28 protein-coding genes are annotated in these 24,174 nt (G+C 71.1%); 15 read left to right on the top strand and 13 right to left on the bottom strand.

Features of this window, described 5'->3' with window-relative positions; all coding sequences use genetic code 11:
* Window positions 1–76: 76 nt before the first annotated feature.
* A complete protein-coding gene (locus HHX30_RS05120; RefSeq protein ID WP_169979959.1) occupies window positions 77–1,453 on the top strand; it encodes an FAD-binding oxidoreductase in 1,377 nt (458 codons plus the stop codon).
* Window positions 1,454–1,463: 10 nt separating this feature from the next.
* A complete protein-coding gene (locus HHX30_RS05125; protein ID WP_169979960.1) occupies window positions 1,464–2,195 on the top strand; it encodes a DUF429 domain-containing protein in 732 nt (243 codons plus the stop codon).
* Window positions 2,196–2,277: 82 nt separating this feature from the next.
* Here the strand turns inward: HHX30_RS05125 and HHX30_RS05130 are convergent, their stop codons facing one another.
* Together HHX30_RS05130 and HHX30_RS05135 are read right to left on the bottom strand one after the other, a co-directional pair.
* The gene (locus HHX30_RS05130; RefSeq protein WP_169979962.1) at window positions 2,278–3,033 is read right to left on the bottom strand and encodes an SRPBCC domain-containing protein; all 756 of its coding nucleotides are present in this window, start codon (window positions 3,031–3,033) and stop codon (window positions 2,278–2,280) included.
* Window positions 3,033–3,644, bottom strand: a complete 612-nt coding sequence (locus tag HHX30_RS05135) for a helix-turn-helix domain-containing protein (protein WP_169979964.1) — start codon at window positions 3,642–3,644, stop codon at window positions 3,033–3,035. Before HHX30_RS05135 ends, HHX30_RS05130 begins: the two co-directional genes overlap by 1 nt.
* 151 nt (window positions 3,645–3,795) lie before the next feature.
* Between HHX30_RS05135 and HHX30_RS05140 the strand changes: the two genes are divergently transcribed.
* Window positions 3,796–4,290, top strand: coding sequence for a hypothetical protein (locus HHX30_RS05140; RefSeq protein WP_169979966.1), 495 nt, complete (start codon window positions 3,796–3,798; stop codon window positions 4,288–4,290).
* On the opposite strand, the gene HHX30_RS05145 is transcribed toward HHX30_RS05140, so the two are convergent.
* The 4 genes from HHX30_RS05145 to HHX30_RS05160 form a co-directional block, all read right to left on the bottom strand.
* Complete coding sequence (locus HHX30_RS05145) at window positions 4,281–4,997, bottom strand: hypothetical protein (RefSeq protein ID WP_211591618.1); 717 nt, start codon at window positions 4,995–4,997, stop codon at window positions 4,281–4,283. The two genes, HHX30_RS05140 and HHX30_RS05145, sit on opposite strands and share 10 nt — an antisense overlap.
* A gap of 59 nt (window positions 4,998–5,056) precedes the next feature.
* Complete coding sequence (locus HHX30_RS05150; RefSeq protein WP_169979970.1) at window positions 5,057–7,219, bottom strand: hypothetical protein; 2,163 nt, start codon at window positions 7,217–7,219, stop codon at window positions 5,057–5,059.
* Window positions 7,219–8,031 carry a hypothetical protein gene (locus HHX30_RS05155; RefSeq protein WP_169979972.1) on the bottom strand — a complete coding sequence of 271 codons (813 nt, stop codon included), beginning with the start codon at window positions 8,029–8,031 and terminating at the stop codon, window positions 7,219–7,221. The genes HHX30_RS05150 and HHX30_RS05155 overlap by 1 nt, the downstream gene beginning before the upstream one ends.
* An 87-nt stretch (window positions 8,032–8,118) precedes the next feature.
* Entirely contained in the window at window positions 8,119–8,820 is a 702-nt protein-coding gene (locus HHX30_RS05160; RefSeq protein WP_169979974.1) for a Crp/Fnr family transcriptional regulator, read from the bottom strand.
* Window positions 8,821–8,990: 170 nt separating this feature from the next.
* Here HHX30_RS05160 and HHX30_RS05165 point away from each other — a divergent pair, with 170 nt between their 5' ends.
* The 3 genes from HHX30_RS05165 (at window position 8,991) to HHX30_RS05175 (ending at window position 12,247) form a co-directional block, all read left to right on the top strand.
* Entirely contained in the window at window positions 8,991–9,593 is a 603-nt protein-coding gene (locus tag HHX30_RS05165; RefSeq protein WP_169979976.1) for a hypothetical protein, read from the top strand.
* A gap of 22 nt (window positions 9,594–9,615) precedes the next feature.
* Window positions 9,616–9,900, top strand: coding sequence for a hypothetical protein (locus HHX30_RS05170; RefSeq protein WP_169979978.1), 285 nt, complete (start codon window positions 9,616–9,618; stop codon window positions 9,898–9,900).
* 151 nt (window positions 9,901–10,051) lie between these two features.
* Complete coding sequence (locus HHX30_RS05175; protein WP_169979980.1) at window positions 10,052–12,247, top strand: S8 family serine peptidase; 2,196 nt, start codon at window positions 10,052–10,054, stop codon at window positions 12,245–12,247.
* Between the two features lie 163 nt (window positions 12,248–12,410).
* On the opposite strand, the gene HHX30_RS05180 is transcribed toward HHX30_RS05175, so the two are convergent.
* The gene (locus HHX30_RS05180) at window positions 12,411–13,130 is read right to left on the bottom strand and encodes an endonuclease/exonuclease/phosphatase family protein (protein ID WP_249349701.1); all 720 of its coding nucleotides are present in this window, start codon (window positions 13,128–13,130) and stop codon (window positions 12,411–12,413) included.
* Between the two features lie 183 nt (window positions 13,131–13,313).
* Here HHX30_RS05180 and HHX30_RS05185 point away from each other — a divergent pair, with 183 nt between their 5' ends.
* Both HHX30_RS05185 and HHX30_RS05190 read left to right on the top strand, forming a co-directional pair.
* Window positions 13,314–14,573, top strand: coding sequence for a prenyltransferase/squalene oxidase repeat-containing protein (locus HHX30_RS05185; protein ID WP_169979984.1), 1,260 nt, complete (start codon window positions 13,314–13,316; stop codon window positions 14,571–14,573).
* A gap of 158 nt (window positions 14,574–14,731) precedes the next feature.
* Window positions 14,732–15,085, top strand: coding sequence for a hypothetical protein (locus HHX30_RS05190; RefSeq protein ID WP_169979986.1), 354 nt, complete (start codon window positions 14,732–14,734; stop codon window positions 15,083–15,085).
* A 4-nt stretch (window positions 15,086–15,089) separates the two neighbouring features.
* Here the strand turns inward: HHX30_RS05190 and HHX30_RS05195 are convergent, their stop codons facing one another.
* Together HHX30_RS05195 and HHX30_RS05200 are read right to left on the bottom strand one after the other, a co-directional pair.
* On the bottom strand, window positions 15,090–15,782 hold the full coding sequence (locus HHX30_RS05195; RefSeq protein WP_169979988.1) for a hypothetical protein: 693 nt from the start codon (window positions 15,780–15,782) through the stop codon (window positions 15,090–15,092).
* A gap of 276 nt (window positions 15,783–16,058) precedes the next feature.
* Complete coding sequence (locus HHX30_RS05200; RefSeq protein ID WP_169979990.1) at window positions 16,059–16,328, bottom strand: DUF1876 domain-containing protein; 270 nt, start codon at window positions 16,326–16,328, stop codon at window positions 16,059–16,061.
* Window positions 16,329–16,481: 153 nt separating this feature from the next.
* On the opposite strand from HHX30_RS05200, the gene HHX30_RS05205 reads away from it, so the two are divergent.
* A complete protein-coding gene (locus tag HHX30_RS05205; RefSeq protein WP_169979992.1) occupies window positions 16,482–17,351 on the top strand; it encodes a universal stress protein in 870 nt (289 codons plus the stop codon).
* A 117-nt stretch (window positions 17,352–17,468) separates the two neighbouring features.
* Here the strand turns inward: HHX30_RS05205 and HHX30_RS05210 are convergent, their stop codons facing one another.
* A complete protein-coding gene (locus HHX30_RS05210) occupies window positions 17,469–17,906 on the bottom strand; it encodes an Hsp20/alpha crystallin family protein (protein WP_169979994.1) in 438 nt (145 codons plus the stop codon).
* A 109-nt stretch (window positions 17,907–18,015) separates the two neighbouring features.
* Here HHX30_RS05210 and HHX30_RS05215 point away from each other — a divergent pair, with 109 nt between their 5' ends.
* From HHX30_RS05215 to HHX30_RS05225, 3 genes are all read left to right on the top strand, one after another.
* The gene (locus tag HHX30_RS05215) at window positions 18,016–18,699 is read left to right on the top strand and encodes a bifunctional 2-polyprenyl-6-hydroxyphenol methylase/3-demethylubiquinol 3-O-methyltransferase UbiG (RefSeq protein ID WP_211591619.1); all 684 of its coding nucleotides are present in this window, start codon (window positions 18,016–18,018) and stop codon (window positions 18,697–18,699) included.
* Between the two features lie 27 nt (window positions 18,700–18,726).
* Window positions 18,727–19,125 carry a cupin domain-containing protein gene (locus HHX30_RS05220; protein WP_169979997.1) on the top strand — a complete coding sequence of 133 codons (399 nt, stop codon included), beginning with the start codon at window positions 18,727–18,729 and terminating at the stop codon, window positions 19,123–19,125.
* 87 nt (window positions 19,126–19,212) lie between these two features.
* Entirely contained in the window at window positions 19,213–19,914 is a 702-nt protein-coding gene (locus HHX30_RS05225; RefSeq protein WP_169979999.1) for an HAD family phosphatase, read from the top strand.
* Window positions 19,915–20,013: 99 nt separating this feature from the next.
* Here the strand turns inward: HHX30_RS05225 and HHX30_RS05230 are convergent, their stop codons facing one another.
* Together HHX30_RS05230 and HHX30_RS05235 are read right to left on the bottom strand one after the other, a co-directional pair.
* Window positions 20,014–20,556: a dephospho-CoA kinase gene (locus tag HHX30_RS05230; RefSeq protein ID WP_169980001.1), complete on the bottom strand. Its 543-nt coding sequence runs from the start codon at window positions 20,554–20,556 to the stop codon at window positions 20,014–20,016.
* Between the two features lie 40 nt (window positions 20,557–20,596).
* The gene (locus HHX30_RS05235; RefSeq protein WP_169980003.1) at window positions 20,597–21,166 is read right to left on the bottom strand and encodes a TetR/AcrR family transcriptional regulator; all 570 of its coding nucleotides are present in this window, start codon (window positions 21,164–21,166) and stop codon (window positions 20,597–20,599) included.
* A 100-nt stretch (window positions 21,167–21,266) separates the two neighbouring features.
* On the opposite strand from HHX30_RS05235, the gene HHX30_RS05240 reads away from it, so the two are divergent.
* Entirely contained in the window at window positions 21,267–22,193 is a 927-nt protein-coding gene (locus HHX30_RS05240; protein ID WP_169980005.1) for an NmrA family NAD(P)-binding protein, read from the top strand.
* Window positions 22,194–22,286: 93 nt separating this feature from the next.
* On the opposite strand, the gene HHX30_RS05245 is transcribed toward HHX30_RS05240, so the two are convergent.
* On the bottom strand, window positions 22,287–22,577 hold the full coding sequence (locus tag HHX30_RS05245; protein ID WP_139580668.1) for a hypothetical protein: 291 nt from the start codon (window positions 22,575–22,577) through the stop codon (window positions 22,287–22,289).
* 153 nt (window positions 22,578–22,730) lie between these two features.
* On the opposite strand from HHX30_RS05245, the gene ppgK reads away from it, so the two are divergent.
* Window positions 22,731–23,468, top strand: coding sequence for a polyphosphate--glucose phosphotransferase (gene ppgK / locus HHX30_RS05250; RefSeq protein ID WP_169980007.1), 738 nt, complete (start codon window positions 22,731–22,733; stop codon window positions 23,466–23,468).
* Window positions 23,469–23,647: 179 nt separating this feature from the next.
* Entirely contained in the window at window positions 23,648–24,157 is a 510-nt protein-coding gene (locus HHX30_RS42505; RefSeq protein ID WP_169980009.1) for a winged helix-turn-helix domain-containing protein, read from the top strand.
* Window positions 24,158–24,174: the final 17 nt, after the last annotated feature.

The following is a 24,174-nucleotide window of genomic DNA, read 5'->3' on the forward strand; positions in this document are numbered from 1 at the left end:
CGATCGGCGCAAGCGAACACCAAGACCCCGATGCGACAACTGTTCCGTCACAGACGACGACATCCGAAGGACGGACATGCACAGCACCATCGAAGACGCGCTGCGGGGACGGATCGCCGGCCGGGTCCTGGCTCCGGGGCAGGCCGGGTTCGAGGAGGAGGCCGCCGGGTTCAACCTCGCCGTGCGCCACCGGCCCGCCGTGGTCGTCGCGGCGCGGGACGCCGGCGACGTGGCCGCCGCCGTACGGCTCGCCGCCGAGCACGGGCTGCCCGTGGCCGTGCAGTCGACCGGCCACGGCGCCGTGCAGGCGGCCGACGGCGCGGTCCTGATCAGCACCCGCGCCATGGGGGAGGTCGTGGTGGACCCCTCGGCACGCACCGCCACGATCGCGGCGGGCTGCACGTGGGGCGAGGTCGTCGCCGCCGCGGCGCCGTACGGCCTGGCTCCGCTGTGCGGATCGGCGACCAGCGTCGGCGTGGTCGGCTTCACGCTCGGCGGCGGCCTCGGGCCGATCGCGCGGACCTTCGGTTTTGCGGCCGACCACGTGCGGGAGCTCACCGTCGTCACCGGCGACGGCGTGATCCGCACCGCCGACGCGGACCGCGAGCCCGACCTGTTCTGGGCGCTGCGCGGCGGCAAGGCCGGGTTCGGCGTGGTCACCTCGATCACGGTCGACCTGCTTCCGCTCACCGGCCTGTACGGCGGCGGCCTGTTCTATGCCGCCGAGGACGCCGGGCGGGTCCTGCACGCCTACCGCACCTGGACCGGCACGCTGCCCGAGACCACCACCACCTCGGTCGCGCTGCTGCGCCTGCCCCCGCTGCCCGAGCTGCCGCCGCAGCTCAGCGGCAAGTTCGTGGTCCACCTGAGGGTCGCCCACGTGGGGGAGGGGCAGGAGGCCGAGGCGCTGCTGGCCCCCATGCGGGCCGTGGCCGAGCCGGTGCTCGACGCCGTCGGACCCCTGCCGTACGCGGCGATCGACTCCATCCACCGGGACCCGACCCAGCCCATGCCGGTCGCGGAGCGGGGCGCGCTGCTGCGCGAGCTGACCGCCGAGACCGTGGAGGCGCTGCTTGCGGTCGCCGGGCCGGCCGCGCAGGTCCCGCTGGCCGTGGTCGAGCTGCGCCAGCTCGGCGGCGCGCTCGCCCGTCAGCCCAAGGAGCCGAACGCCGTGGGCGGGCGCGACGCCGCCTTCACGCTGCTGGCCATCGGCGCGCCGGTGCCCGAGCTGATGGACACGGCTGTGCCCGCCGCCGTACGGGCCGTGGTGGAGGCCGCCGCGCCCTGGTCCACCGGCGGCGCGCAGATCAACTTCCAGGGCGGCGCCCTGGCTCCCGAGCAGATCTCCCGGGCCTGGCCCGAGGAGACGCTGCGGCGGCTGGTGAAGCTGCGCGAGGTCTACGACCCGGCGAACCTGTTCCGCTTCGGTCACGTCGTCCCCCGCCAGGGCTGAGCATGGTCACATGAACGGTGCTCGTGTGCTCGGCGTCGACGCGTGCAGGGCGGGCTGGATCGGGGTGGTCCCGCCCGCCGGCCCCCGGGACGGAAGTACGGCGCGTGCCTACTTCGCGACCCGGGTCGCCGATCTGGTCGCCTTGGCGGACGCGGACGGCGAGGTCGCCGTCGTGGCCGTGGACATGCCGATCGGGCTGCCCGATGCCCACCCCGGCGGCCCGCCGGGCCGGGGCCGGCGCCGGGCCGACGTGCTGGCGCGCGCGGAGCTCGGTCCCCGGTGGCGGTCGGTGTTCATGACCCCGGTGCGCGCCGCGCTGGAGGCGGACGACCACGCCTCGGCCGTGGCGGTCAACCGCCGCCTGACCGGGGAAGGAGTCTCCCGCCAGGCGTTCGGGCTCAAGGAGAAGCTGTTCGAGGTCGAGCGCTGGGTGCGGGAGGCGGGCAGGCGGGTCGTCGAGATCCACCCCGAGCTGAGCTTCGCCCGGCTCGCGGGGGAGCCCCTGCCGCACCCCAAGACGACGTGGGCGGGCGCCGAGCGCCGGCGCGAACTGCTGGCGGCGGCGGGCGTCGTGCTCGCGGGCGACCTCGGCCCGGCCGGGGCGGCGGCGGGGGTGGACGACGTGCTCGACGCGGGCGCCGCCGCCTGGACCGCCCTGCTGGTGGCCGCGGGGCGGGCCCGGCCCCTGCCCGATCCTCCCGAGGTCTTCTCCGACGGCATCCCCTGTGCCATCTGGGCCTGACGACGGCCCATGCCGGCTGTTCCGCCCGTCTGCCGTGGTTCGGCCTCGTCGTCGGACAGGCGCGGTCAGGAGTCCGGCGCGTTCAGGGGAAGAGCCGGGTGAGCCAGGACTGCCAGGCGCTCTCGGCCCGCTCCCCGCCAGTGTCCTCGGCGAAGATGTGGTGCCCGAGGACCACCACGTTCCCGCGCTTCGGCCCCGAGTGGATGAACCCGTAGAGACCGTCGGCGGTCCGCACTCCCAGGAAGTCCGGCAGGGCCGCGTAGTCGACGACGCCGTCCTCCGGCGGCAGGCCGTCCACCGCGAGCCGCACCGGGCCGCCCTCGCGGACCGTGCCGGCGAGGCCCAGCGCGTCCTTGATCGCCGCCCACGCCTCCTCGCTCTCCGGGGCTCCGGGGCGGGCGGCGGACACGACCGTGACGGGCCGCCCGCGGAAGTACGTGAGGTACTGGGCGAGCTTGTGCAGGTACAGGTCCCAGCCCGTGACCATCGCCTCGTACTCGGTCTCCCAGTCGTCGCCGAGGAAGCCGTGCTGGACCAGGCGCAGGACCGTGCTGCCGCCGTCGCGGCCCTCGACGAGGTACTCCATCGCCATGAAGGCGCCGTCGGGGTTCTCGTCGCTGCGGAACGCGAACCGCTTGCCGGGCTCCCACGCGGTCACGGTGGTGGTCTCGGTGCCGCCGAACATGGTGAACCGGCCGCGGCCGCCCTCACCCGGCTCGATCTCCGTCCGTCCCATGAACCAGGAGTCCACGCCCGGGCCGGTCGCGATCGCCTCCCAGACCTGCTCGGGCGTCGCGTCCAGCTCGATTTCCTTGCTGAGCTCGAATTCGTGGGCCATCAGGACTCCTCGTCAGGTTGAGGGGAAACCGTCCGGGGGACGGTGGGATGGACGGCGAGGATCAGGCGGTGCTCGCGCCCGCCCTCGGCCGATTCGTCGTGATATTTGCTGACGAGCGCGGCCACGGCGGCCGACAGCTCCTCGGCGAACGCGGCCCGGTCGGCGGCCGAGGCGAAGCGCACCTGCGCGTCGACGGCGAACGTCGCGAGCTTCTTGCGCGCCTGGGACGCACCGGTGATGAGCGTGCCGACGTCGCGCACGAGCTGGGCGGCCAGGGCCAGCAGCCAGCGCGCCGACAGCCGGTCGGGTGCGCGCGACGGATCGGGCGCGACCGACGCCAGCGCGGCGGGAGAGATCACGAACGACGCCGCCGTCGCCCGCATGACCCGCTCGTTGACGTTGCCCTTGCGCCGCTCCTCGACCAGCTCCACGAGGCCGTGCCGCTCCAGGGTCTTGAGGTGGTAGTTCACCTTCTGCCTCGGCAGCCCGACCTTGGCCGCCAGCATCGTCGCCGAGTTGGGCTCCGCCAGCTCGGCCAGCAACCGCACCCGGATCGGATCCAGGGAGGCCTCCGCCGCCGCCGGGTCCTCGATCACCGCCACATCCTTCATGCCCCAAGCATGGCTTCCGACGAATATTTTTGTCAAGGCAAAGAGACGTGTCGGTGGTGAAGCCGCACCAGTGCGGTCCTTCGCCTAAGAATCGGCGATTCACTCCAGTGAGGCGTATGAGGAGGGTCGTATGGGCCGGCGCAAGGATGGAATGACTCCCGTTGAGGCGCTGACCGTGGCGCTCACCACGGTCGGCACCTTCCAGGGTTACGTGCAGCATGCCGACGCCAAGGTCGCCACCGTCACCACCGTGCACCTCGGCGCGGCGGCCGTGGCGGCCACGCAGATGGGGGCGCTGGCCGGCCTGCGAGCACCGGGAGCCCCTGCCGCGCTGGGTGTGGTCCCCATTGTTCTGATCACGCTCTACATGGCCGGGTTCCTCGTGGCCGGCTATCACCTTGTCCAGGGCTTACGCCCTCGCCTGGGCGGGCCTGACGGGCCGAACAGGTTCGGCCTGGCCGGTCCTTCAAGCGGGTCGTCACAAGTGAGTGTCACGCAGCAGGAACGGGAGGCATGGCTCCTCGTGAGCACACTGGCCGAACTGAGCCGTGAGAAGCACCGGAGGGTGGGACGAGCGCTGCCGTGGACGGCCCTCATGCTCGTCGCCACCCTGCTGTGGCTTGCCCTGGGGGCGCTCTACGGCTGACCGAACCCGCTCGGCAGCAGCGGGTCGGGGTCAAGGGGCTGAACCGGCAATCCCAGCGCGGTCATCGCGCTCCGCAAAGCGGTCTCGCTGCCAAGGAGCAACTCCAGGAGGTTGCCCCTCTCGTGGAGGGTCATCAGCTTGTCGAGTTTCTGGATGAAGTGTGCGGCGGTGTCCTCGCTCTTGTCCAGCATCTCGGCGATGATCTCGGCCTTGGCCTGCGGTTGCTCGGCCAGGCGCATCGCGTATCTGGTCAGCTCACTCCTGCGAGCCCCGGTCAGGAAGCGTTCCCAGGCGGCGCGGATCTCCTCCGCCGTCTCCGCGCGTCGCTTCGCCTCCGCGACCTCGCAGTCGATCTCGTAAAGGCGGCGTGCCCGCTCCCGCTGCAGCGCGCGCAACTCCTCACAGGGCCGCACCTCCGCCTGTGCCGTCCACCGCAGGATCACCCGCCTGTCATGCGTCGGCAGCTCTCGGAGGAGATCGCCGAGCGCATCGTTCACCTCGCGCTCGGCGATCTCCGAGTGGTACGGCGAGTGGCGCCGTGCGACCGCCCGTGTCTCGGCCCGGACGCGTCCCTGGACGTGGTCGCGCTCGGCTGTGTCGGGACCTCCCTGCCAGCGACGGCCGCCCGCCGACCAGGACAGCGCGACCGTCACGTCGAAGTCGAAGACATCCCCCCGCGCCGGGGCGGTGAACGAGAACTCACTCACGTTCTCCGCCGTGTCGAGGCCACCGGCGGGCAGGCTATATCGGATGAGCCACATGACGCTCAACTCCTTTCAACGAGCGCGGCGAGCCGGGCCGCGACTTCGGGGTCGACTTTTCCGATCCGGCCCCAGAGCCGGAGATGGAACGACAGAGACATCCGCAGCTCGTCGGGCGGGGGGGTGAGGACCTCTGAGAGGACGCGCCGGACTCCGGCGTCCGCCTCCCACCTGCCGAGCCAGTCGCTCAGCAGGTCCCACGCCTCCGGCGTGAGCGCCGCGTCAGGTCCGCGGGTGACCCCGTGGAGGAGGATGTGGCGCCACAGCGCGACGAGGTCGGCGGTCGCGCCGGCATCCGCCGCCAGGTTGATGACCCGGATCGAATCAGGGGACGCGAGCAGGCGTACGAACGCGAGGGCGGCGGCTCGGCGCGGTCCCTTCGACTCGGGATCGGCTGACCATTCCACGAGGGCAGAGATGATCCTCCGGGTGTTCTCTGGGACCTCGCTGTTTTCGGCGTCGTACAGGAAGGTTCTGCCGGTCCCGAGCTGATGGATCTGGGAGACGGCGCGGGCGACGCTCCCGGCGAGAACGTAACCCGACGTTTTCGCGATGTAGCCGAGAACGCGCAGGGCCTCCTCGACATGACGCGCTCCCAGCCACGAGCCGCAGGCGTGGATCACCACGGATTGGGCTCCCCGGCCGTTGTGGGCCCAGCGGTTCAGGCACTCGAGGACCCTCGGCTCCACCTGCGGATCCCGCGCCGCCGAGGCGAGCGCCCAGGCGGCCAGTTCGCGTCGCTCGAATTCTTCGCTGTCCCGCCACTTCTCGAGGAAGCGGTCACGGACGGCGAGGAAGTCGTAGGTGGCCAGAAGCCCGATGGCCTCGGCCGCCTTCATCCGCGTGCCGAACTGTTCGTCCTCCGTCAGCTGGTCCAGCCACGCCAGCAGTGGCTCGTGGATCGTGGGCTGCTCTTCCCAGACGACCCGCAGGATCGAACCGGCCATCCTGGGCTCGTCGAACGCGATGACCTGCCCGTCGCCGCCCCGTCCCGTCTCCTTGACCTTGAGACCCGTGCCCTCGGTCCAGTCGCTGAGCCACTCCCACAGGTGATGCCGGCGCGGCTGCTCGACGGTCGTCTGCCGAGCCAGTTCCTCCTCGATGAGAGTCGCCAGCCTCAGGGTCTGCGTGGCGACCAGGGCCGCCGCGGATCCGCTGAGAACAGAACTGGCGATCAGAAAGCTGCGCGCCCTCCGGGGACTGTCCTTGGTAAGCAGACTCCTCGCCCTCAAACGTCTCTGTTCGGGCAGCCCTTCCAGGATCTCGCTGACGGACCGGCCGTGCAGGAGGCCGGTTGCCACCTGCAGGGCCAGAGCACGCGCCTCGCGAGGACGCCGGTAGCCGGCCAGCTTCTCCCGGACGAGTTCGTCGGCCGCCGTCTTGTCGGCCCGCTCCTGCGGATGGGCCTCGCCGCCCTCGTACAACTCGTGGGCCAGCCAGTTGGTGAACACGTTCTCCAGGGGAGGCCGTTCGTGCTTCACGGCCCAGTCGTGCTCGGGGAACTCAGGACCGGCCAGGACGACGATGCGGGCCCCGGCCCTTTCGGCGATTCTGCACAGGTATCCAAGCACCTGGTCGGCGTGACCGCTCCAGGTCGCGTCGTCGCCCGCTACGAGGAGGTACCCCGTCGCGTCGCACAGATCGGCGGTAACGAGGTGCAGGGGGTCCCGCCTGAGAAGAAGCCAGGCGAGACGCTTGTCGTCGCCGGTCCGGCGCGCGAGGGCGGCCAGGGCGGTAGTCGGCTGCCCGCTGTGCTGCTCTCCGCGCAGCAACAGCACGTGCTCGTCATGGAGACGCCGGACCAACGTGCGGTAGGAGTCTGTTGGTGCGTGGCAACGACGTACGATGCCGACAGCACGGGCGGGGACACCGACTGTGTCGACCGCCTTGTCCTCCTGCGACCAGCCGATGAAGTACTGGTCCCGCCCCGAGGCGTTGACCGTGCCGCCGTCGGTCGCCCGATGGGAGGCTCCCGCGATGTCGTCACCGCCGATGACGGTGTCGGCGTAGAGGGCGTCCAGGTTCTGGGCGGAGATCCGGCTTCGCTTCCGCTGCTCGCTGAGCTCCTCACGCAGGTCACGCTGGGCGTTCTGCTCCCCGCCTTTGCCGACTTTGTGTTCTTTCTCGCCGTGTCCAGGTGCGACAGTGGGGGCTTCGGGCTCCGCCATCACTGTCCCTCGTGCCAGGGGCGGTTGTTCTGATCGCCGCTGACGATGTTGACCGTGCCGCCACCGCTTGCGCGGTGCGAGGGACCGCCGATCTGGTCGCCGTAAATGATCGTGGAGGCGCGCGTCCGATCTCTGCCGCGGTCGAGGTTCGCTCCCGCACGGCCCGTCTCGGGCATGTCGGGCTCCTCGGGGTCGAAGAGGTCCAGGGCGCCGAGCCCGCCGACATCGTGACCGGGCACGTGCAGGTACGCGGTGCAGGAGTGCTCCTTCACCCGCACCTGGACGGGCCGGTACGCCTGCGGCTCGCCCAGTCCCTGGCTGATGTAGTCGTCGTACACGCGGTCGGAGACGATGAGGGCCAGATCCGCGGCCGGGCAAGCGTCGAGGGCCCGCCGCACGGGGGCGGAATCGAGGAGCCGGGCCTGCTGTACGGCGTGGCGGCCGGCGACCCCGTTGGGGGCACCCAGATGTACGGGGCCGAAGTGGATGGCCATGCGCAGGCGCATGCGCGTCCAGAACGGACCGGCGTGGCGCCGGTTGTACAGGCCGAGTTGCCCGTCCAGCTCGCGAACAAAGCCGCCGACCAGCACACCGAGGTGCGCGTGGGGCGGGAGCCAGGAGAACTCGCCGTCCCCTTGAGGCTGCCGCTCGGTCCACGTCGACCTGTCGAGACCGGTATCGGCCGCGGCGGCATCGAGCACCCGGACGAGGGTTTCCTGAAGGTGGAGTTGCTCCTGGTCGTTGCGCCCGCTGTACTTCTCGATGTCCACCGCGATCATTGCGTGCGAGGTGGGCATGGGGAGGTGAGTCATCGTGCCTCCTGGCTGGTCTGTGTCGGCCGGACCACGATGACTCCAGCAGGCTCTTCAAAGCCCGCATTGGTGCGGCTTTCAGCCGGGTTATTGGAGCCGCAGGTCGGCGAAGTCGGTCAGACCGTCGAGATCCCTGATGACTACGCCTCGGTGCCGTTGCAGCACGAGACCGCGGGCGGACAGATCGTGCATCGCCTTCTGCACCGTGCGTTCCTTGATTCCGACGAGTTCGCCCAGTTCGGCCTGGGTGACCGGCACTCCGATATCGAGGCCCTCGTGGTGGGGCCGCCCGTGCTGCACGGCGAGATCGACCAGGACCCGGGCCAGGCAGACGTCGGCCTCGTAGCCCGCGAAGTCGAGGCGCCGCCGGTTTGCGAACCGCAAACGGTCGATCGCGACCTGGCTGAGTGCGGCGGCGGCTTCGGGGGCGCGGGCGAGATAGGCGGTGAAGACAGGACCCTTCAGCACGCAGACGAGAGATCGTCTGCAGGTGGTCACCGTGGCCATCCTGGGGTGGTCTGTCAGCGCGGCCATCTCACCGACGATGTCGCCGTTCGCTCGGATCGACAGAAGCGTCCTGGAGCCGTTCTCCGCAAGTGCCGTGACCTTCACCAGCGCGTCGATCAGCAGGTAGACCGTGCGCCCGGGGTCGCCTTCCCGGATCAGCACCTGCCGGTTCGGATAAGTCCGCAGGGAGCCGAGGCGGAGGAGTTCCTTACCCCCCACCGCCGGAAGCAGGTCGAGGAACGATCCATGTAACCAGGTGCGCCGCTCAGCGCTCTGTGTCATGCCGGCACCTCCAAGCCGGAGTATGACCGGAGCGGTCCGTTGCGTCACCGAGCCCGAGTGCCAAGTCGGCCATAGCCACTCATTACGCCTATAACGTTGTGCTACCGATCTGTCACGCGATGTAATCACATCGGCGATGGGCCGGACCTACTGGCTCCGAAGGAGTGACAATGACGTTCACAACTATGAACCCCGCGTCCATGGCGACCACGCTGGGGTACGGCGCTCAGCAGCAGATCTCGCCTCTCCAGCTCGGTCAGCAGATCCCGGCGGCGCAGCAGCAGCTGTCGCCGCTGGCGATGATCCAGCAGCAGGAGGAGCAGATCCTCCCGCAGGAGCACCTGGTGAGCCCGGTGACCTTCTGGACCAAGGTCGCGCGGTGCAGCGTGCGGTACGGCGCTCCCGCGGCCCGCCAGATGCTGGAGGGCGTGCTCTACCAGCACCAGGTCCGTGAGCAGATCCAGCAGCAGGTTCAGCAGCAGGTGCTTCCGCCTCAGGTTCTGCAGGCCCTGCAGGCCATCCAGGCCCAGGCCCAGCAGATCCCGCAGGTCTACGGCCAGCCGTACGCCACCCAGGCGTACGCGCAGCACCCCGGCCAGCAGGCCCTGCACCTCGGCATCCAGCCCGTGATGCCCCAGCACGTGCAGGCGGCGTACGGGCAGCAGGTCCCGATGACCATGCAGCCGCTGTCGCAGGTCTACGGCCAGGCCTATGGCCAGGCCTACGGCCAGCCGCACCAGCAGGTCCCGGTGCCGGTCGGTGCCGCTCTCTGATCGGAGGAACACCGTGGAGTCGATGGGTCTCGGGATGGGTCCGGTGACGCCCCCGGCCGTGGGAGTCGTGACGGGGCATCCGGCGCCGGTCGCGCCGCTACAGGCGCACTGCGCCGTGACGCTCCAGCGGCTGTACGGCTGGCTGCAGGCGTCACTCCCGCAGGCGCCCCAGGTCGCGGGGATCATCCCGCTGCTGGTGCAGGCGGTACAGCTGTACCGGGCCGGGCGGTACGACGCGTGCCTGGCGCAGATCCAGTTCGCGCTCGGCGTCGTCACCCCCGGACGGCCCACGGTTCCACTGCTGTGACGTGATCACTTCGGTGGCCCGGACCGGTCGGCGGCCGGTCCGGGCCCCCGCCGTCCCGAGAGCGGCGAATGGGATGACAGAGCCTGAACTGCCCGCCGCGCCGTACGGGGCGCGGCCGGCCACACCAGCCTGAGCTGGGGAGAGTCGAGACGTGGTGACCAGTAACGACAAGCCCAAGGACGGAAGCGAGGAGCCGCGCCCGGCGTCCCCGCGGGGGCGGCAGGCATCCCGCCAGGCGCCGCAGCCGGTGGAGCCCCGGCCGCGGCGCTACATGGTGGCCGCGCTGCCCCAGTCGCATCCGGCGGCGCCGGGAGCGGCCGCGCCGGCTCTCGACGGTGACACGGTGCGCAGGCTGCTGGAGGACGACCCCGAGGTGCGCGTGCTGCGCCGCCTGCGGGGGACGGCGGGGAACCCGGGGGCTCAGGCGCCCGGGTTCCCCGCTGTGGTCGTGGCGGAGATGACCGCCGAGCACGTCGAGGCGCTGCGGCGGCAGTATCCGCAGCTCTACTTCGAGCGCGACCGGCTGCTCACCTACAGCGACGTGCCCCGGCCGCCGCGCAGGCGGCGGCCCGCCCCGGCGGTGGTGCCGCCGGGCGTGGAGAGCACGTTCGCCTTCCTGGTCAGGGACGCCGACGGCACGCCGCTGCCCGGCGCGAGCGTCCTGGTGACCGGGCACGGCTGGCCCGCCCAGACGTCCACCGGGGCCGACGGCCGCGCCGTGGTCACGATGGTGGGGGAGACCCCGGAGTCGATCAGCGGGGTGACCGTCCGGCCGCGCTCCGGCTACTGGAGCGTGCACATCGACCGCCCGGCCCTGTCCACGACCCGCGACAACCTGATCGAGCCGATGCGACTGTCGGAGACCTTCGACGGCTTCCCCGGCAAGCAGGTCTTCGGCTGGGGCCAGCAGGCGATGAACCTCGACCGCCTGCCGCCCACGCTGCGCGGCGCGGGGATCAGGATCGCCGTCGTCGACTCCGGGGCCGACCTCCGGCATCCCGACCTGCGTGACCGCGTCCGTGCCGGGGTCGACCTCGTGGGCGGCGAGCCGGACGGCTGGTCCGTCGACGCCGCCTACCACGGCTCCCACTGCGCGGCCGTCGTCTCCGGCGCGGACGACGGCCGCGGCGTCGTCGGCTTCGCCGTCGAGGCCGAGGTGCACGCGTGCAAGATCTTTCCGGGCGGGCGGTTCAGCGACCTCATCGAGGCGCTCGACTACTGCATCGAGCAGCGGATCGACGTGGTCAACCTGAGCCTGGCGGGCAGGCACCACTCACCGCTCGTCGCCGCGAAGATCGAGCAGGCGCGCGAGGCGGGCGTGGCGTGCGTGGTGGCCGCCGGTAACGACGGGGGACCGGTCGGCTTCCCCGGCACCCTGCCCGGCGTGCTGACCGTCGCGGCCGTCGGCAAGGCCGACGCGTTCCCGCCCGGTACCGCCCACGAGGCCGAGATCCGCGGGCCGGTGACCGGCGACGGCTACTTCTCGCCGCGCTTCACCTGCCACGGCCCCGAGATCGACGTGTGCGCCCCGGGCGTGGCCGTCCTGTCGGCCGTGCCCCCGGACGGGTACGCCGCGCTGGACGGCACCTCGATGGCCGCGCCGCACGTCGCCGGCCTGGCGGCGCTGGTGCTCGCGCACCACGGCGACTTCCGGGGTCCCTTCAGTGGGCGGGACGCGCGGCGGGTCGACCACCTCTTCCACATCATCAGGTCGAGTTGCGTCCCGCTGAACCTCGGCGATCTCCACCGAACCGGCGCGGGCATGCCGAACGCGCTGCGCGCGCTCGCGCCTGCCCTCGCGCAGATCACCCCCGAGCCGGTCGAGGCGGACGCGCTGCTCGGGCAGCTCACGGCCGAGATGACCGGCGCGGGACTGCTCGTGCCGGAAGCCTGCGGCCCGGGCGGCGACTCCGGGCGGGCGGGCCAGGGCGGCCAGGCGGGCCCGGGGGTGTCTTCCGGTATGGCGCCCCAGGCGGCGTACGGCGGAGGCGCGACGCCCAACGGGCCGGTGCCCGCAGGTCGTCTCGTGCCCGGCGGCCCGCGCCGACGGGCCGCGGCGGCCGGTGGCGTCCCGGCGGCCGACCAGGGCGGAGCGTCCGGCGGCCCCGGGACAGGGGCCAAGCGAAGGGGAACGGCCGCGGGGCGGCCGTACGCGCCCGGCCCCGGCGGGGGCCGTGCGCCTGACGGCGCGGCCGGCGACGTCCCCGCCGGTCCGCGCACGGCGAACGGCACTCCGGTCGCGGGGGCGGGCCCGGCCGCGTACGAGCAGGCGGCGATGGCCTGGCTGCGGGAGGAGATGCGGGCCGCGGGGCTCCTCGGCGAGGACCCGGCCGGCCCGGCGGAATGAGGACGTACGGCCGGACTCCGGGGGCTCGCCGCGGAGCCCCCGGGATCCGGCTTCGCGGGCGGGCCCGTCCTCCGGCGCTCCGGCCCCGGCAGGCGACCGGCCCCTTTCGTCGGAACCGCGCGAAGCGGGCGGAGGCGTGCCTCCGGGGCTTGAAGGGGGCCGGTCAGGGCAGCTCGAACTCGGCCACGCACAGGTTGTGATCCGAGAACCCCGGCACGATATCGACCGAGATCAGCTGGGCGCCGGCGCCGTACAGGATGTCGTCGACTCCGGCCCGGACGGCGGAGTCGAGCGCGACGATGCGTGGTGGGATCAGGTCCCTGCGTCTGGTGTTCAGATCTCCGGCCACGAAGACCGGCCCCTTCACCTGTTTGGCGACCTCGTTGCCAAACAGGTCCCAGATGGGCGCGAAGACGTCCTCTTCGGCTCGTCGACCGAACCGGTGGAAAGGGAACACGTGGACACCCGCGACGCGGACGCTGCGGCCGCCGACGGCGATCGCCGCCGTCATGACCCCTTTATCGAAAGAGCGCAGCCCGTTGAGCCGCAGGCACGGGTTGGGGAAGAGGGTGCGGGTGACAGACTCCAGCGGAAACCTGCTGACCAGCGCCAGTCCGGAGGACGGCGACCCGTGCATGCCCACCGATAGGACGTGTTCGGCGACGTACGGCAGGCGGCAGTCCAGATCCTGGAGGGCGAGCAGAGGAGACCCCGAGCCGGAGAACGGGACCTCTTGCAGGGACAGGACGTCCAGCCGCATGTCGCGGACCAGGCTCGTCAGTTCGCCGATGACGTCGGGGCACGGCCTTTTCGGCACACACTCTCGAACGTTCCAGGTGCCGATTCTGATCGAAGTGGGGAAACCGTCATTCACGTGCGCCATTGCACGCTCTCGCTCTGCCGGGGCGCCGACGGACCGCCGAGCCGTGTGGAGTCTTTCACGACAGCCTACTGCCCGGTTGAGAACAGATCTCACGGCGAGTAACTCGCGTCAGGGGTGTGACATTCGGCGTGCCGATCGCGATGTCAAAGCAGAGTGGTAACGTTCCAAACCCTTCGAGGTGACATGCCCCCCGCCGTTCTGGACGTAACGGACAGCTTGAAGAAGGCGGAGAAATGGCTCCGCTCGCTCTACTGGGACACGCCTACGGCCAAGGGGTGGGGCCACCACAAGGACGAGGACCCCACGGAGTGGGGCGGTACCCTGGACGGCATCCGCGCACTGATCGCGATGGGGGAAAGTCCCAACTCCCCGATGCTGACCGGCGCGATGAAGTGGCTGAAGAGCCGGCAGAACTCTGACGGGGGCTTCCCCGCCAGGGAGATGAGGTACTCGCCGGCCGAGGCCACCGCCTGGGTGCTGATCGCCCTGGCCGACATGGGCTGGAACAGCGCCAACGACGCGGAGATCCGCAAGGCCATCGGCTACCTGGACAGGTGTGTGGACGCGGACGGCGGTGCCGCGACGACCCCGCGGGACCTCACAAATCCACGTACCCTGCCCACCGCACTGGTCCTGTGGGCCTTGGCGCGGCAGGGGGACGATCAGGAGAACCTCCGAGACAAGATGATTACCAGGCTGAAGCGCATGCAGGAGCCGGAGAGCAAGGGGTGGGGGATCGGCGTCGGCGCGACGCCGAACGCCGCGACCACCGCGCAGGTGCTGCACGCGCTCCGCGTCGCCGGTGTGCCGGAGGACGTCGACTGGATCCGGGATGGAATGGGCTATCTGCTCGAACACCAGAACGAGGACGGGTCCTGGCAGAACAGCTACGACGAGTGGTTCACCGTCGACCTCGACGGGGTCCCCTCCCGATGTGTTCACTACGGAACCGGTTGGGCGCTGCTGGCGCTCACCGATTTCCCGGACGATCCGCGCTGCCGTCAGGCGGCCGAACTGGCTGTGCGTCACCTGACAGGCCGCCAGCGGCCGTCCGGTGCCTGGCTGTTCGAGGACTACGACCCGAGGGAACTGGTCTGGTGTACCTCGCAGGTGGTGGTGGCGCTGAAGAAATGGCAGGAGAACAGTGCCGCCTATTTTGGGCGGGTCCAGAAAACCGGGCTGACGGGTGAACTGTGGAGGTCTTTGCGGAGCCTTGTGGCCTGGGGGCGCGGCTCGTTCCTTTACCTTGCTTTCGGTGGATTATGTGCCGCCCAGATGTGGGATTATATCGCAACCGGATTGAAATGGGTCTTCAATGATTTCAAGTGGGATCCGCAAGGAATCTGGACGAATCTCGTCAGCTCTCTGATCTGGGCTGCACTCGCTGTGCTGGTGGCCTGGCTGGGCAAACGGATTCATCGAGACGATGCGAAGCGATCCTAATCGCCAATTGAACTGGTGATCGGAGGGTGGCATGATGTCGAGGATGGAGGCCCTGCTGGAGTGCCCAGCCGACATGAGGCGAGGTATCGGCATATGATTAACAGTGGGTCTGAACGCGGACAAGACGGCAGAACCGCACGCAATCGGGGAAGGTGAGCATGGGCGCCTACGTGTTCTCCGAACCTCAGGACTGGAGTTTCGAGAAGCTCGGGCACCGGGGCAAACTGTTCGGCCCTAACGAGCATCTGTCCAGCAGCAGCCATCTGATCGTGGAGATCGACGGCCGATTGCCCACCTGGCTCAGGCAACGGGAGTGCGACTTCGTCTACTACGTCCTCAACGGTGAGGGCACCTTCCTCATCGAGGACCGCAAGGAGCGCTGTGCCCAGGGTGATCTCGTGACGGTTCCCAAGGGTGCGAGGTTCAGCTACGAGGGTTCGCGCCTGCGGATGCTGCTGACGTCGACGCCGCCCTGGACCTCGACTCAGGAACAGGTTCTGGATGGCCGCTGAACGGCTATTTCAGGTCCCGGCGCAGCGCGTCCAGCTTGTCTACGATTTCCTCGCCGCTCAGCCGGCGCATGGACCTTCTCTGCGGCATGGGCGTTCCGTGCGGCATCAGCACCTGAGAGAAGCGCCGGCGCACCGGCCCTCGCGCGACGATCGTCGCTGTCAACGGCGCGCCTGACGGCGGCGACGCCAGGACGCGGTGATAGGTGTCGTGGTCCATCCGATAGAAGGAACCGGCCGCGATGGTCGCCTCGAAGGTCACGCTGGCCGACATGTCCCCCATGGGGGTGAATTCGTAGTCGCCGGGTCTGCCGCCCGCGGGCATGCTCGATCTGTAGAGGTCGTAAGACTGCCCATACGTCGTCTGGCCCAGAATCTGAAAGGTCAGCGAGCCGGTCAGCACGAGTGAACTGAAATCCCACGCGTGGTTATGGATGCTCTCGTCGGACGGCACTCCCGCCCACCACAGGTGTATGCGCACTTCCGGCCCGTCCCGCTCATTGTAGAGGGAAATTCGGTCGAAGCCATTCGTGTGGGCATAAGAGCGGGCGGCGACCGATTCCAGCAATCGCGAGTCGGTGCGCAGGGCGTCCGTGATATCCGAGAGAAGGTCGCCGCCGCGTTCCGCCACGGTGCCCACGTCTGCCGGGACAATGGGGTCCAGAACGCCTCTGAGATGACGGAACATGTCGTGGCTCATGGGACTCTCTTGCCGTAGGCATTACTCCGGTCTCCTGAGATTACGACCATAGTCAGGCATGGAAAAGATGTCGACACGCAGATGAGGGGGTCGCTCCGGAGCAGTCGATCTCCCCCGGGCGACCGGATGAGAAAAACGATGCGCACATTCTCGGATTTCAGATCGCTCCGATATGGAAAAGCTCTTTCCGGGCATCCGGAAAGGCTCTCGCCCGTGCTGCGGCACAACGAGACCCGGGGCCTGTTCCGGCCCCGGGCTCCAGGTGTGCCGCGCTTTTCAGTACGACTCGTAGGCGGGGCCTGCGAGCTGGGCCACGTCCTCCGCACCGTCCCCGATGAGTTTCGCCCCCAGGTCGGCGAGGGCCCGTCCGGCCGCGAGCTCGTCGCCGATCTCCGGCACGGGCCGGTCGACCGGGTTGCGGCGGGCTCGGCCGACGCTCTCGTGGCGTCGTCCCGCGGGCGTGTACAGCACGGCGGTCGCGGTGGTGACGTCGTCGTTGTCGTCCTCGTTCACGAAGATCTCGACGGTCCAGCGCTTCGATTCCATGTCGGACCACCTCCAGGACTCCAGCATCCCTCCCGGCCGGGCGGCCCCGGCATCGGGCCCGGTAATGAGGACCTGCGGCCCTGGAGCGCCGCCGCCGGTGGTGGTGACATGGAGAGGCCAGGTGAGGAAGGCACAGGCCAGGAAGGAGCGTCCATGTCCGGCTCGATCATCGTCGGCACCGACGGCTCGCCCGCCGCGACGGCCGCCGTGCGGTGGGCCGCCGACGACGCGGCCCGACGCGGCTGCCCGCTGCGCTTCGTCTCCGTCGTGGACCACTGGGCGTACGGCATCCCCAAGTTCCCCGTCTCCGGCGGCGATCCGCTCACCTCCCACGCCGAGCGGGCCCTGTCCGCCGCGGAGGCGGTGGCCCGCGAGCGGCAGCCGGACGTGAAGATCAGCACGGAGATCGTCGAGGGCATCCCCGCCCGCGTCCTGCGCGACAAGGCCAGGGAGGCCGTCGAGATCGTGCTCGGCAGCAGGGGACTCGGCGGCTTCGCCGGCATCGTCGTCGGCTCGGTCAGCACCCACGTCGCCGGGCACGCCCCCTGCCCGGTCGTCGTCGTACGGCCCGGGTGGAGCGGAGGCAGGGGAGAGATCGTGGTGGGCGTGGACGACTCGCCCGAATGCGAGCCCGCCCTGGCGTACGCCTTCGAACAGGCCAAAGCGCACGGCGGCGCGCTGCGGGCCGTGCACGCATGGCAGTTGCCCGCCCACCCGCTCGCGCCCGAGATCACCTACGACGTGGAGGAGGTGCGCGAGGCCCACCGGCACGTGACCCGGGAGAAGCTGGCGGACCCGCGCGGGCGGTGTCCCGAGGTGCCGGTGCGGGAGGAGATCGTCTACGGGCACCCGGTCGACGCGCTCGTCCAGGCCTCGCGCGGGGCCGGCCTGCTCGTGGTCGGCTCCCACGGACGGGGCGCGCTGGGCTCGGCGATGCTCGGCTCGGTCAGCCGGGGAGTGCTGCACCACGCCGAGTGCCCGGTCGCCGTCGTGCGGAGCAGGGCCGACGACCTGAGCAGGTGAGCAGGGCCGGCCCGAGCAGGCCCGGGTGGCGCCGAGGCGGTCAGGACGCGCTCCGGGACGGGCGGGACACGACCCGGGCCCGTCCGCGCGGCGCGGACGGGCCCGGCGTGAGCCGCCTCAGCTCTGCGGCTGCCCGGCTCCCGGCTTCTCGATCGGGATTCGCCTGCGCTCCTCCCGCTCCTCGGCGAGCCGCACGCTCACCTCGAGGACCCCCTTGTCGTAGGTGGCCTTCACGTCGTTCTCGTCCACGTTCTGCGGCAGCACGACCGACCGGGTGAAGGCTCCGTACCGGAACTCGGTGCGGTGCGCCTGCCGCTCCTCGTGGCGCCGTTCCGCGTGGATGGTCAGCACGCCGTTCGACACGCTGATCTCCACGTCCTTGTCCGGGTCGATCCCGGGCAGTTCGGCGCGCAGCACGTACCGGTCGTCCTCGACGTAGTCCTCAAGCCGCATCTGCTGCCCGGCCATCGGCCGCAGTGCGGCCATCGGCGCCTCCAGCAGGTCGAACAGGTCGGGAACGAGACCTCTGGACTCCCGTCGCATCGGAACGCTCATGCCTGTCACCTCCGTCCGGCAGAACTCATCATGGAAGAAATACCCGGCAGAAATCGGACAAATCGCCACAGTCAGACTATCGGTGAGCCCGTGATGCAGGATGGTGATCATGCTGCCTGAACGGATCTATCACGGCACCGGCCCCGGCCCGATCACTCCGGACGGGTGCGCGGTCGACTACTACGCGACGCTCACGCCCGACGGCGAACCCGGGATCGTCCACGCCGCGATACCCGAGGGCGCGGCGATCCTCGAACTCGGCGCGGGGGCGGGCCGGATCACCCACGCCCTCCTCGCGCTCGGCCACGAGGTGGTGGCCGTGGACGAGTCGCCCGAGATGCTCGCGCACATCCAGGGGGCGGAGACGGTCCTGTCCCGCATCCAGGACCTGTCCCTGTCCCGGAGGTTCGACGTGGTCCTGTTGATGTCGTACGTGATCGACACCGCCGACGACGATCTGTGCCGGGCGTTCCTGCGGACCTGCCGCCGTCACGTCGCGCCGGACGGGCGCGTGATCCTCCAGCGCCGTCCGCCCGAGTGGTACGACACGGTGGGGCCGTCGGAGAGGCGCGGCGACGGACGGGTGGTCCGGATGACGGACGTGAGCCGCCCCGAGCCGGATCTGCTCGACGCGACGATGGAGTACGTCGTGGGGGACCGGCGATGGACGCACACGTTCGTCAGCAGGCGCCGTACCGACGACCGGTTCGGGGAACTGCTGCGCGAGGCCGGGCTCACGATGGAGGGCTTCCTCGGCGGCGATCGTGGATGGGTGCGGGCGGCGCCGGCATGACGCGGCCCGCGGCGAAGGGAGTGCGCGATGAGGTTCGTACGCGAAGGCGAGATCAAGGCCACCCGGCCGGGACCGGACAGGTTCACCGACGGCGTGTGGGAGGCGGAGACGCTGAAGGAGGTGGAGCCGGACGGCCTGCGCGCCCAGCGTTTCTCCTACGACCCGCAGGCCCGCTCGGGGTGGCACACCCACGACGGGGAGCAGGCGCTGTACGTGCTGTCGGGACGCGGAGTGGTGACGCGCTGGGGCGAGACCGGTGGCACGCTCATCGGGCCGGGCGACTGGGTCCACGTCCAGCCGGGCGAGAAGCACTGGCACGGCGCCGTCGACGACGACACGCTGGTGCACATCGCCGTCACGGCGAGCGGCAAGACCCACTGGCACGGGCCGGTGACCGACGAGGAGTACCGCGCCGGCCTCGGCTGAGCACGGTCTCCACGGTTTCGGTCCGCCCGCCGCGGTGAATGCGGCCGGACGTGTTTCGGCGGGCGCCGGCCGGTGAGAACTGCCCGGATGAACACGCGATTCGACTACCCGGAGCCGCCCGTCCCGGCCTTCCTCTTCGATCTCGACGGCACTTTGATCGACAGCGTCTACCAGCACGTCATCGCCTGGCGCACCGCTCTTCGCGGGGTCGGCATCGACCTGTCGGTGTGGCGTGTCCACCGCCGGATCGGCATGAGCGGCGGCCTGCTCGTCAACGCGCTGCTGCGGGAGACCGGCGTCTCGCTGAGCGACGAGCAGATCGAGGACCTGCAGCAGGCGCACGCCGAGGCGTATCTGGAGCAGATCGACTCGGTGCGCCCGCTGCCGGGCGCGACCGAGTTGCTGCGGCGGCTGTCCGACAACGACGTCCGCTGGGCGATCGCGACCAGCAGCCGGGCCGGCACCGCCCGGCACGCGCTGGACATGCTCGGACTGCCGCCCGATGTGCCGCTCGTCCACCGCGACCGGGTGCGCCGGGCCAAGCCCGATCCGGACCTGTTCCTCGCGGGCGCCGCGCTGCTGGACGTCGAGCCGAGGTTCACCATGGTCGTCGGCGACAGCGTGTGGGACCTGCTGGCCGCACGGCGTGCGGACGCCCTGGGCGTCGGGCTGCTGTCCGGCGGCTACGGCAGGGACGAGCTGGAGCGCGCCGGCGCCTTCCGCGTGTACGCCGACCCCGCCGAGCTGCTGACGCGGCTCGACGAGGTCGGCGTGCGCATCCGTGCCTGACGGGCCTCAGCCGGGGACGGCGACAAGCGGGTTCGTTCCCGAGGCGGCTCGGCCGGTGACGACGACGAGGCCGGCGTGCGGGCCCGTTTCCGACGCGGTTCAGCCCGTGACGATGACCAGGCCGGCCCGGGAGCGCACGTCGTGGCGGGCGTAGTACCGCTCCTCCTGCTCGGCCCAGCGCCGCCAGTGGGGTGCGTACACCTCGCCGTCGCGGGCGAGCGCCCGCGCCCGCCGGACCTCCTCGGCGGCCTCCAGCCACACCAGCCCGCTGAGGTACGGCCCCGCCTCGCGGGCGCCGCAGCCCACGCCCTCGACGACGACGGTGTCCGCCCGGGGAGCCTCGTGCCATTCGGCGTACCGGCCCCGCGTCCAGTCGTAGCGCCGCCAGCGTGCCCGGTCCCCGCGGCCCAGAGGACGCAGCACCCACTCCAGCAGGGCGTCCACCCCGGCCTGCAGGCCGTCCCAGCCGTCGTACAGGTCGTCCATCCGGACGACCGGCGCGGTGAGCGCCGCGGCCACGGCGGCTGCCAGCGTCGACTTGCCCGCGCCCGAGCGGCCCTCGACGGCCAGGATCCGGGTGCCGGCCGCGCGGGCGGGCCGCGTGCGCAGCCAGCGCGCGACCGCCGCGGGGTCTGCTGTCATGCGGGCCGAGCCTGACGGAGCACCGGAGTGCCGACTCCCATCACCCCTGATGGGGGCTGATCCCCGCCATGGACAGGCCGAGGAGCCGCTGCGCGTCGGCGGCGGAGTCCGGGTGGTGTTCCATGGCCAGGGCGATGCCGGTGATCAGGGCGAGCAGGTCGCCGGTGGTCACGCCCGGTGCCAGCGCGCCGTCGTCGGCCGCGCGGCGCACCAGCGGGTCGCCCGCCTCGGTGAGCTGCGCCGAGCAGCAGTGCTCGTGCGCCGCGTCGGGGCCGGCCGCCCGGTCGCGGGTCAGCGCGGTGGCCAGCCCCCGGATGGTCGCGGCGTCCGCGAGGACGGCGCTCAGCCATTCCAGCAGCGCGGCCCGGGTGTCGGCCCTGCCGGTCAGCTCGCGGGCGTGCGCGCACAGGGCCTCGACCCGTTCGCGGAAGACCGCCTCCAGCAGCGACTGGCGATCGGGAAAGTGCCGGCGCACGGTGGCGGATCCGACTCCCGCGGTGCGGGCGATCTGCTCCAGGGACGCGTCGGGGCCCTCCGCGGCGATCGCCTCCTTGGCCACGGCGAGCAGGCGCGCGTAGTTGCGCCGGGCGTCCGCGCGCTGGACGGGCATCGTGTCACCTCATCGGTTGCTAAGTGGCGGGGTCCGCCGTATTGTACCGAAACATAAACGGCGGGCCCCGCCGTTTCTGTGCTCGCCCCAGGAGGGCCACATGGCAATCGATTCCGCACCCGTTCTGGTCACCGGCGCCACCGGACAGCAGGGGGGCGCCACCGCCCGTGCCCTGCTGGCGAACGGCGTCCCCGTCCGGGCATTGGTCCGCGACCCCGCGACCGAACGAGCGAGGGCGGTCGAAGCGCTCGGCGCCGAGTTGGTCGCCGGCGACCTCCGCGACCGCGACTCCGTGATCAGGGCCGCGCGAGGAGCCCGGGCCGTCTTCTCGGTGCAGATGCCGGCGTTGCGGGCAGGCGCCTTCGACTTCGAGGGCGAGCTGGTCCAGGCCGTCAACCTGGTGGAGGGCGCGCTGGCCGCGGGCGTGCCGCAGTTCGTGCACACGTCCGTCACCGGCGCGGGGCGGCACACCGAGGCCCCCGGCTGGGCCGAAGGCCGCTGGGCGTCGCTGGAGCCCGCCCTCACCGCCAAGGCCGGCGCCCAGGACCGCGTGCGTGCGGCGGGCTTCACGCACTGGACGATCATCAAGCCGGGCTTCTTCATGGAGAACTTCCTCCCGTCCGCGGGGTACCTGCTTCCCCGCGGCGTCGAGGGGGGCATCGTGACCGTGCTGAAGCCCGGCACCCGGCTCTCCCTCGTCGCGGTCAACGACATCGGGGCGGCGGCCGCCGCGGCCTTCGCGGCACCGGAACGGTTCCACGGCGTCGAACTGGAACTGGCCAGTGACCACCGGCCGATGAGAGAGATCGCCGCGGTCCTCTCCCGGGCTCTGGGCACCGAGCTGACCGCGCCCGACATGACGGTGGAGGAGGCGGTCGCCGCGGGGATGCCGGGCTACGGCGTCGCCGCACACGAATTCATCAACGTGGTCGGTCAGCCCGCCCGCCCGGAGTACGCGCGGGCCCTCGGCATCCCGCTCACGACCTTCGAGGACTGGGCGCACGAGCACCTGCGGGCCGTGGCCTGACGCTTCCCGGGACGGCCGGGGGTGGTCATGCGGCGGCCCGGAGGGGCCGTCCGGTCCCTCCGGGCCGCTCGTGGAAGCCCTTGCCCGCCCTCGCTACACGCCGGCGCGGGTGGGGCGGCGGATGTCGCTGCTCTGCTCCTGCCACTCGGGGGTCTCCTGCCCCTTCTCCTGGGCCATCTCCTCCATCCGCAGGGCGACCCCCATCGCGAAGAAGGTGGGCGCCCACTCGCCGACGAACAACGCCCAGCGGTCGGCGCGTTCGATGCCGGCCGCCTCGTACTTGTTCGAGACGACCCATGAGGCGATCGACATGCCGATTGACCCCAGAGCGGCGCTGTACATGTGATTGGAGCGCAGTCCCATCTTGTGGAGTGTCCTGATCATGCGTGTCCCCCTTGTGGTGATTTGCCCCGATTTCGGGCGTACCCGGCCTGTCCTCCCGTAACCCGGCTCGACCCATCACGCCGTGCGATACTCGCGACCGCGCATGAGGTGAGGGCGGCTGGGTAGCCGTGCAGCCGGACCAGGAGGAAAGTCATGGAAGTTCTGGGCATCGACATCGGCGGCTCCGGAATCAAGGGCGCCACGGTGGACACGGCCGCCGGCGTGCTCACCCGGGAGCGCCTGCGCATCCCGACACCGCGGCCCGCCGTGCCGGGGGCCGTCGCCCAGGCCGTACGCGAGATCGCGGAGCACTTCTCCTGGACCGGCCCGATGGGCGTGACCTTCCCCGGAGTGGTCCTCGACGGGGTCATCAGGACGGCGGCCAACGTGGACAGGTCGTGGATCGGGGTGAAGGGCGCCGACCTGTTCGGCGAGCAGGCGGTCGTGCTCAACGACGCGGACGCGGCCGGCGTCGCCGAGATGACCTTCGGCGCGGGCCGCGACCGGCGCGGGGTCGTGCTCATGCTGACCTTCGGCACCGGCATCGGCAGCGCGCTCTTCGTGGACGGCGCGCTCGTGCCCAACACCGAGTTCGGCCACGTCGAGATCCGTGGCAGGAAGGCCGAGCACCGCGCCTCCGACCGGGTGCGCGAAGAGGGGGACCTGAGCTGGGAGAAGTGGGCCGGGCGCGTGGAGGAGTACCTCAGGCACATGCGGGACCTGCTGTCGCCCACTTTGATCCTGATCGGCGGGGGCGTGAGCAAGAAGGCGGACAGGTTCCTGCCGTACGTCGACCTCGGGGACACCCCGCTGATGCCCGCCGTGCTGCGGAACGAGGCCGGGATCATCGGCGCGGCGATGGCCGCCGCGGGGGCCGCGCTCGTCCCTTGAGCGATAGAAGTCCCTTATTCCTACCTGGACAGCGGGTAATATCGCTGCCATGATGATCCCATGAACCCCTCGGGGAGGTTGACCCAGCGCCGGCACATCGACCTGCTGCGCGTCTGCGCCGCCGCCTGTTGACGACCGCGGTCACCACCGTCCGGTACGCCACGAGGCAAGGAGAGGGCATGTCCCACCAGAACGTGATCGACTTTGTGGAGCGCAGGCGCGAGCAGGGCCATGAGCCCCCCGATCTCGGGCAGGGGTCCGTGCTCGGCGTGCTGCCGGTGCCGGAGACCGGCGCCGTGCTGATGATCGTGGGCTACCTGGTGCCCGCCGGGGGCTCGGCGGAGGCGCCGGTGGCGCGGGAGCGTACGGCCCCGCCGCCGCGGCGGCCCGCCCACGACGAGGAGGAGCTGGTCCTGGACCGGGCCGCGCGGGTGGTCCGCGCGGGCGGCGAGGAGGTCGAACTGACCTTCCGGGAGTTCGAGCTGCTCGACTATCTCAGCTCGGCGCCCGGCCGGGTCTACAACCGCCGCCAGCTCATGGCGGCCGTCTGGGACAGGTACGACGACGAGGGCGGCCGTACGGTCGACGTGCACGTTCTGCGGCTGCGCCGCAAGCTGGGCCGGCACGCGGGCCGCATCGTCACCGTCCGCAACGTGGGGTACAAGTACCAGCCGCCGCGCCGCCACTGACCTCGCCCCAAGAGGGC

It is taken from the genome of Microbispora sp. H10836 (assembly GCF_012999525.1).
Lineage (GTDB): Bacteria > Actinomycetota > Actinomycetes > Streptosporangiales > Streptosporangiaceae > Microbispora.

Bases quoted from the DNA above. Each gene is read 5' to 3' on its own strand.
- HHX30_RS05125 (WP_169979960.1), top strand. From the start codon at position 1,464: ATGAACGGTGCTCGTGTGCTCGGCGTCGACGCGTGCAGGGCGGGCTGG.
- ppgK (WP_169980007.1), top strand. From the start codon at position 22,731: ATGGAAGTTCTGGGCATCGACATCGGCGGCTCCGGAATCAAGGGCGCC.
- HHX30_RS05150 (WP_169979970.1), bottom strand. From the start codon at position 7,219: ATGGCGGAGCCCGAAGCCCCCACTGTCGCACCTGGACACGGCGAGAAA.
- HHX30_RS05205 (WP_169979992.1), top strand. From the start codon at position 16,482: ATGTCCGGCTCGATCATCGTCGGCACCGACGGCTCGCCCGCCGCGACG.
- HHX30_RS05230 (WP_169980001.1), bottom strand. From the start codon at position 20,556: ATGACAGCAGACCCCGCGGCGGTCGCGCGCTGGCTGCGCACGCGGCCC.
- HHX30_RS05225 (WP_169979999.1), top strand. From the start codon at position 19,213: ATGAACACGCGATTCGACTACCCGGAGCCGCCCGTCCCGGCCTTCCTC.
- HHX30_RS05215 (WP_211591619.1), top strand. From the start codon at position 18,016: ATGCTGCCTGAACGGATCTATCACGGCACCGGCCCCGGCCCGATCACT.
- HHX30_RS05120 (WP_169979959.1), top strand. From the start codon at position 77: ATGCACAGCACCATCGAAGACGCGCTGCGGGGACGGATCGCCGGCCGG.
- HHX30_RS05240 (WP_169980005.1), top strand. From the start codon at position 21,267: ATGGCAATCGATTCCGCACCCGTTCTGGTCACCGGCGCCACCGGACAG.
- HHX30_RS05165 (WP_169979976.1), top strand. From the start codon at position 8,991: ATGACGTTCACAACTATGAACCCCGCGTCCATGGCGACCACGCTGGGG.
- HHX30_RS05190 (WP_169979986.1), top strand. From the start codon at position 14,732: ATGGGCGCCTACGTGTTCTCCGAACCTCAGGACTGGAGTTTCGAGAAG.
- HHX30_RS05245 (WP_139580668.1), bottom strand. From the start codon at position 22,577: ATGATCAGGACACTCCACAAGATGGGACTGCGCTCCAATCACATGTAC.
- HHX30_RS05170 (WP_169979978.1), top strand. From the start codon at position 9,616: ATGGGTCTCGGGATGGGTCCGGTGACGCCCCCGGCCGTGGGAGTCGTG.
- HHX30_RS05220 (WP_169979997.1), top strand. From the start codon at position 18,727: ATGAGGTTCGTACGCGAAGGCGAGATCAAGGCCACCCGGCCGGGACCG.
- HHX30_RS05160 (WP_169979974.1), bottom strand. From the start codon at position 8,820: ATGACACAGAGCGCTGAGCGGCGCACCTGGTTACATGGATCGTTCCTC.
- HHX30_RS05235 (WP_169980003.1), bottom strand. From the start codon at position 21,166: ATGCCCGTCCAGCGCGCGGACGCCCGGCGCAACTACGCGCGCCTGCTC.
- HHX30_RS05195 (WP_169979988.1), bottom strand. From the start codon at position 15,782: ATGAGCCACGACATGTTCCGTCATCTCAGAGGCGTTCTGGACCCCATT.
- HHX30_RS42505 (WP_169980009.1), top strand. From the start codon at position 23,648: ATGTCCCACCAGAACGTGATCGACTTTGTGGAGCGCAGGCGCGAGCAG.
- HHX30_RS05200 (WP_169979990.1), bottom strand. From the start codon at position 16,328: ATGGAATCGAAGCGCTGGACCGTCGAGATCTTCGTGAACGAGGACGAC.
- HHX30_RS05210 (WP_169979994.1), bottom strand. From the start codon at position 17,906: ATGAGCGTTCCGATGCGACGGGAGTCCAGAGGTCTCGTTCCCGACCTG.
- HHX30_RS05180 (WP_249349701.1), bottom strand. From the start codon at position 13,130: ATGGCGCACGTGAATGACGGTTTCCCCACTTCGATCAGAATCGGCACC.
- HHX30_RS05155 (WP_169979972.1), bottom strand. From the start codon at position 8,031: ATGACTCACCTCCCCATGCCCACCTCGCACGCAATGATCGCGGTGGAC.
- HHX30_RS05130 (WP_169979962.1), bottom strand. From the start codon at position 3,033: ATGGCCCACGAATTCGAGCTCAGCAAGGAAATCGAGCTGGACGCGACG.
- HHX30_RS05185 (WP_169979984.1), top strand. From the start codon at position 13,314: ATGCCCCCCGCCGTTCTGGACGTAACGGACAGCTTGAAGAAGGCGGAG.
- HHX30_RS05140 (WP_169979966.1), top strand. From the start codon at position 3,796: ATGACTCCCGTTGAGGCGCTGACCGTGGCGCTCACCACGGTCGGCACC.
- HHX30_RS05135 (WP_169979964.1), bottom strand. From the start codon at position 3,644: ATGAAGGATGTGGCGGTGATCGAGGACCCGGCGGCGGCGGAGGCCTCC.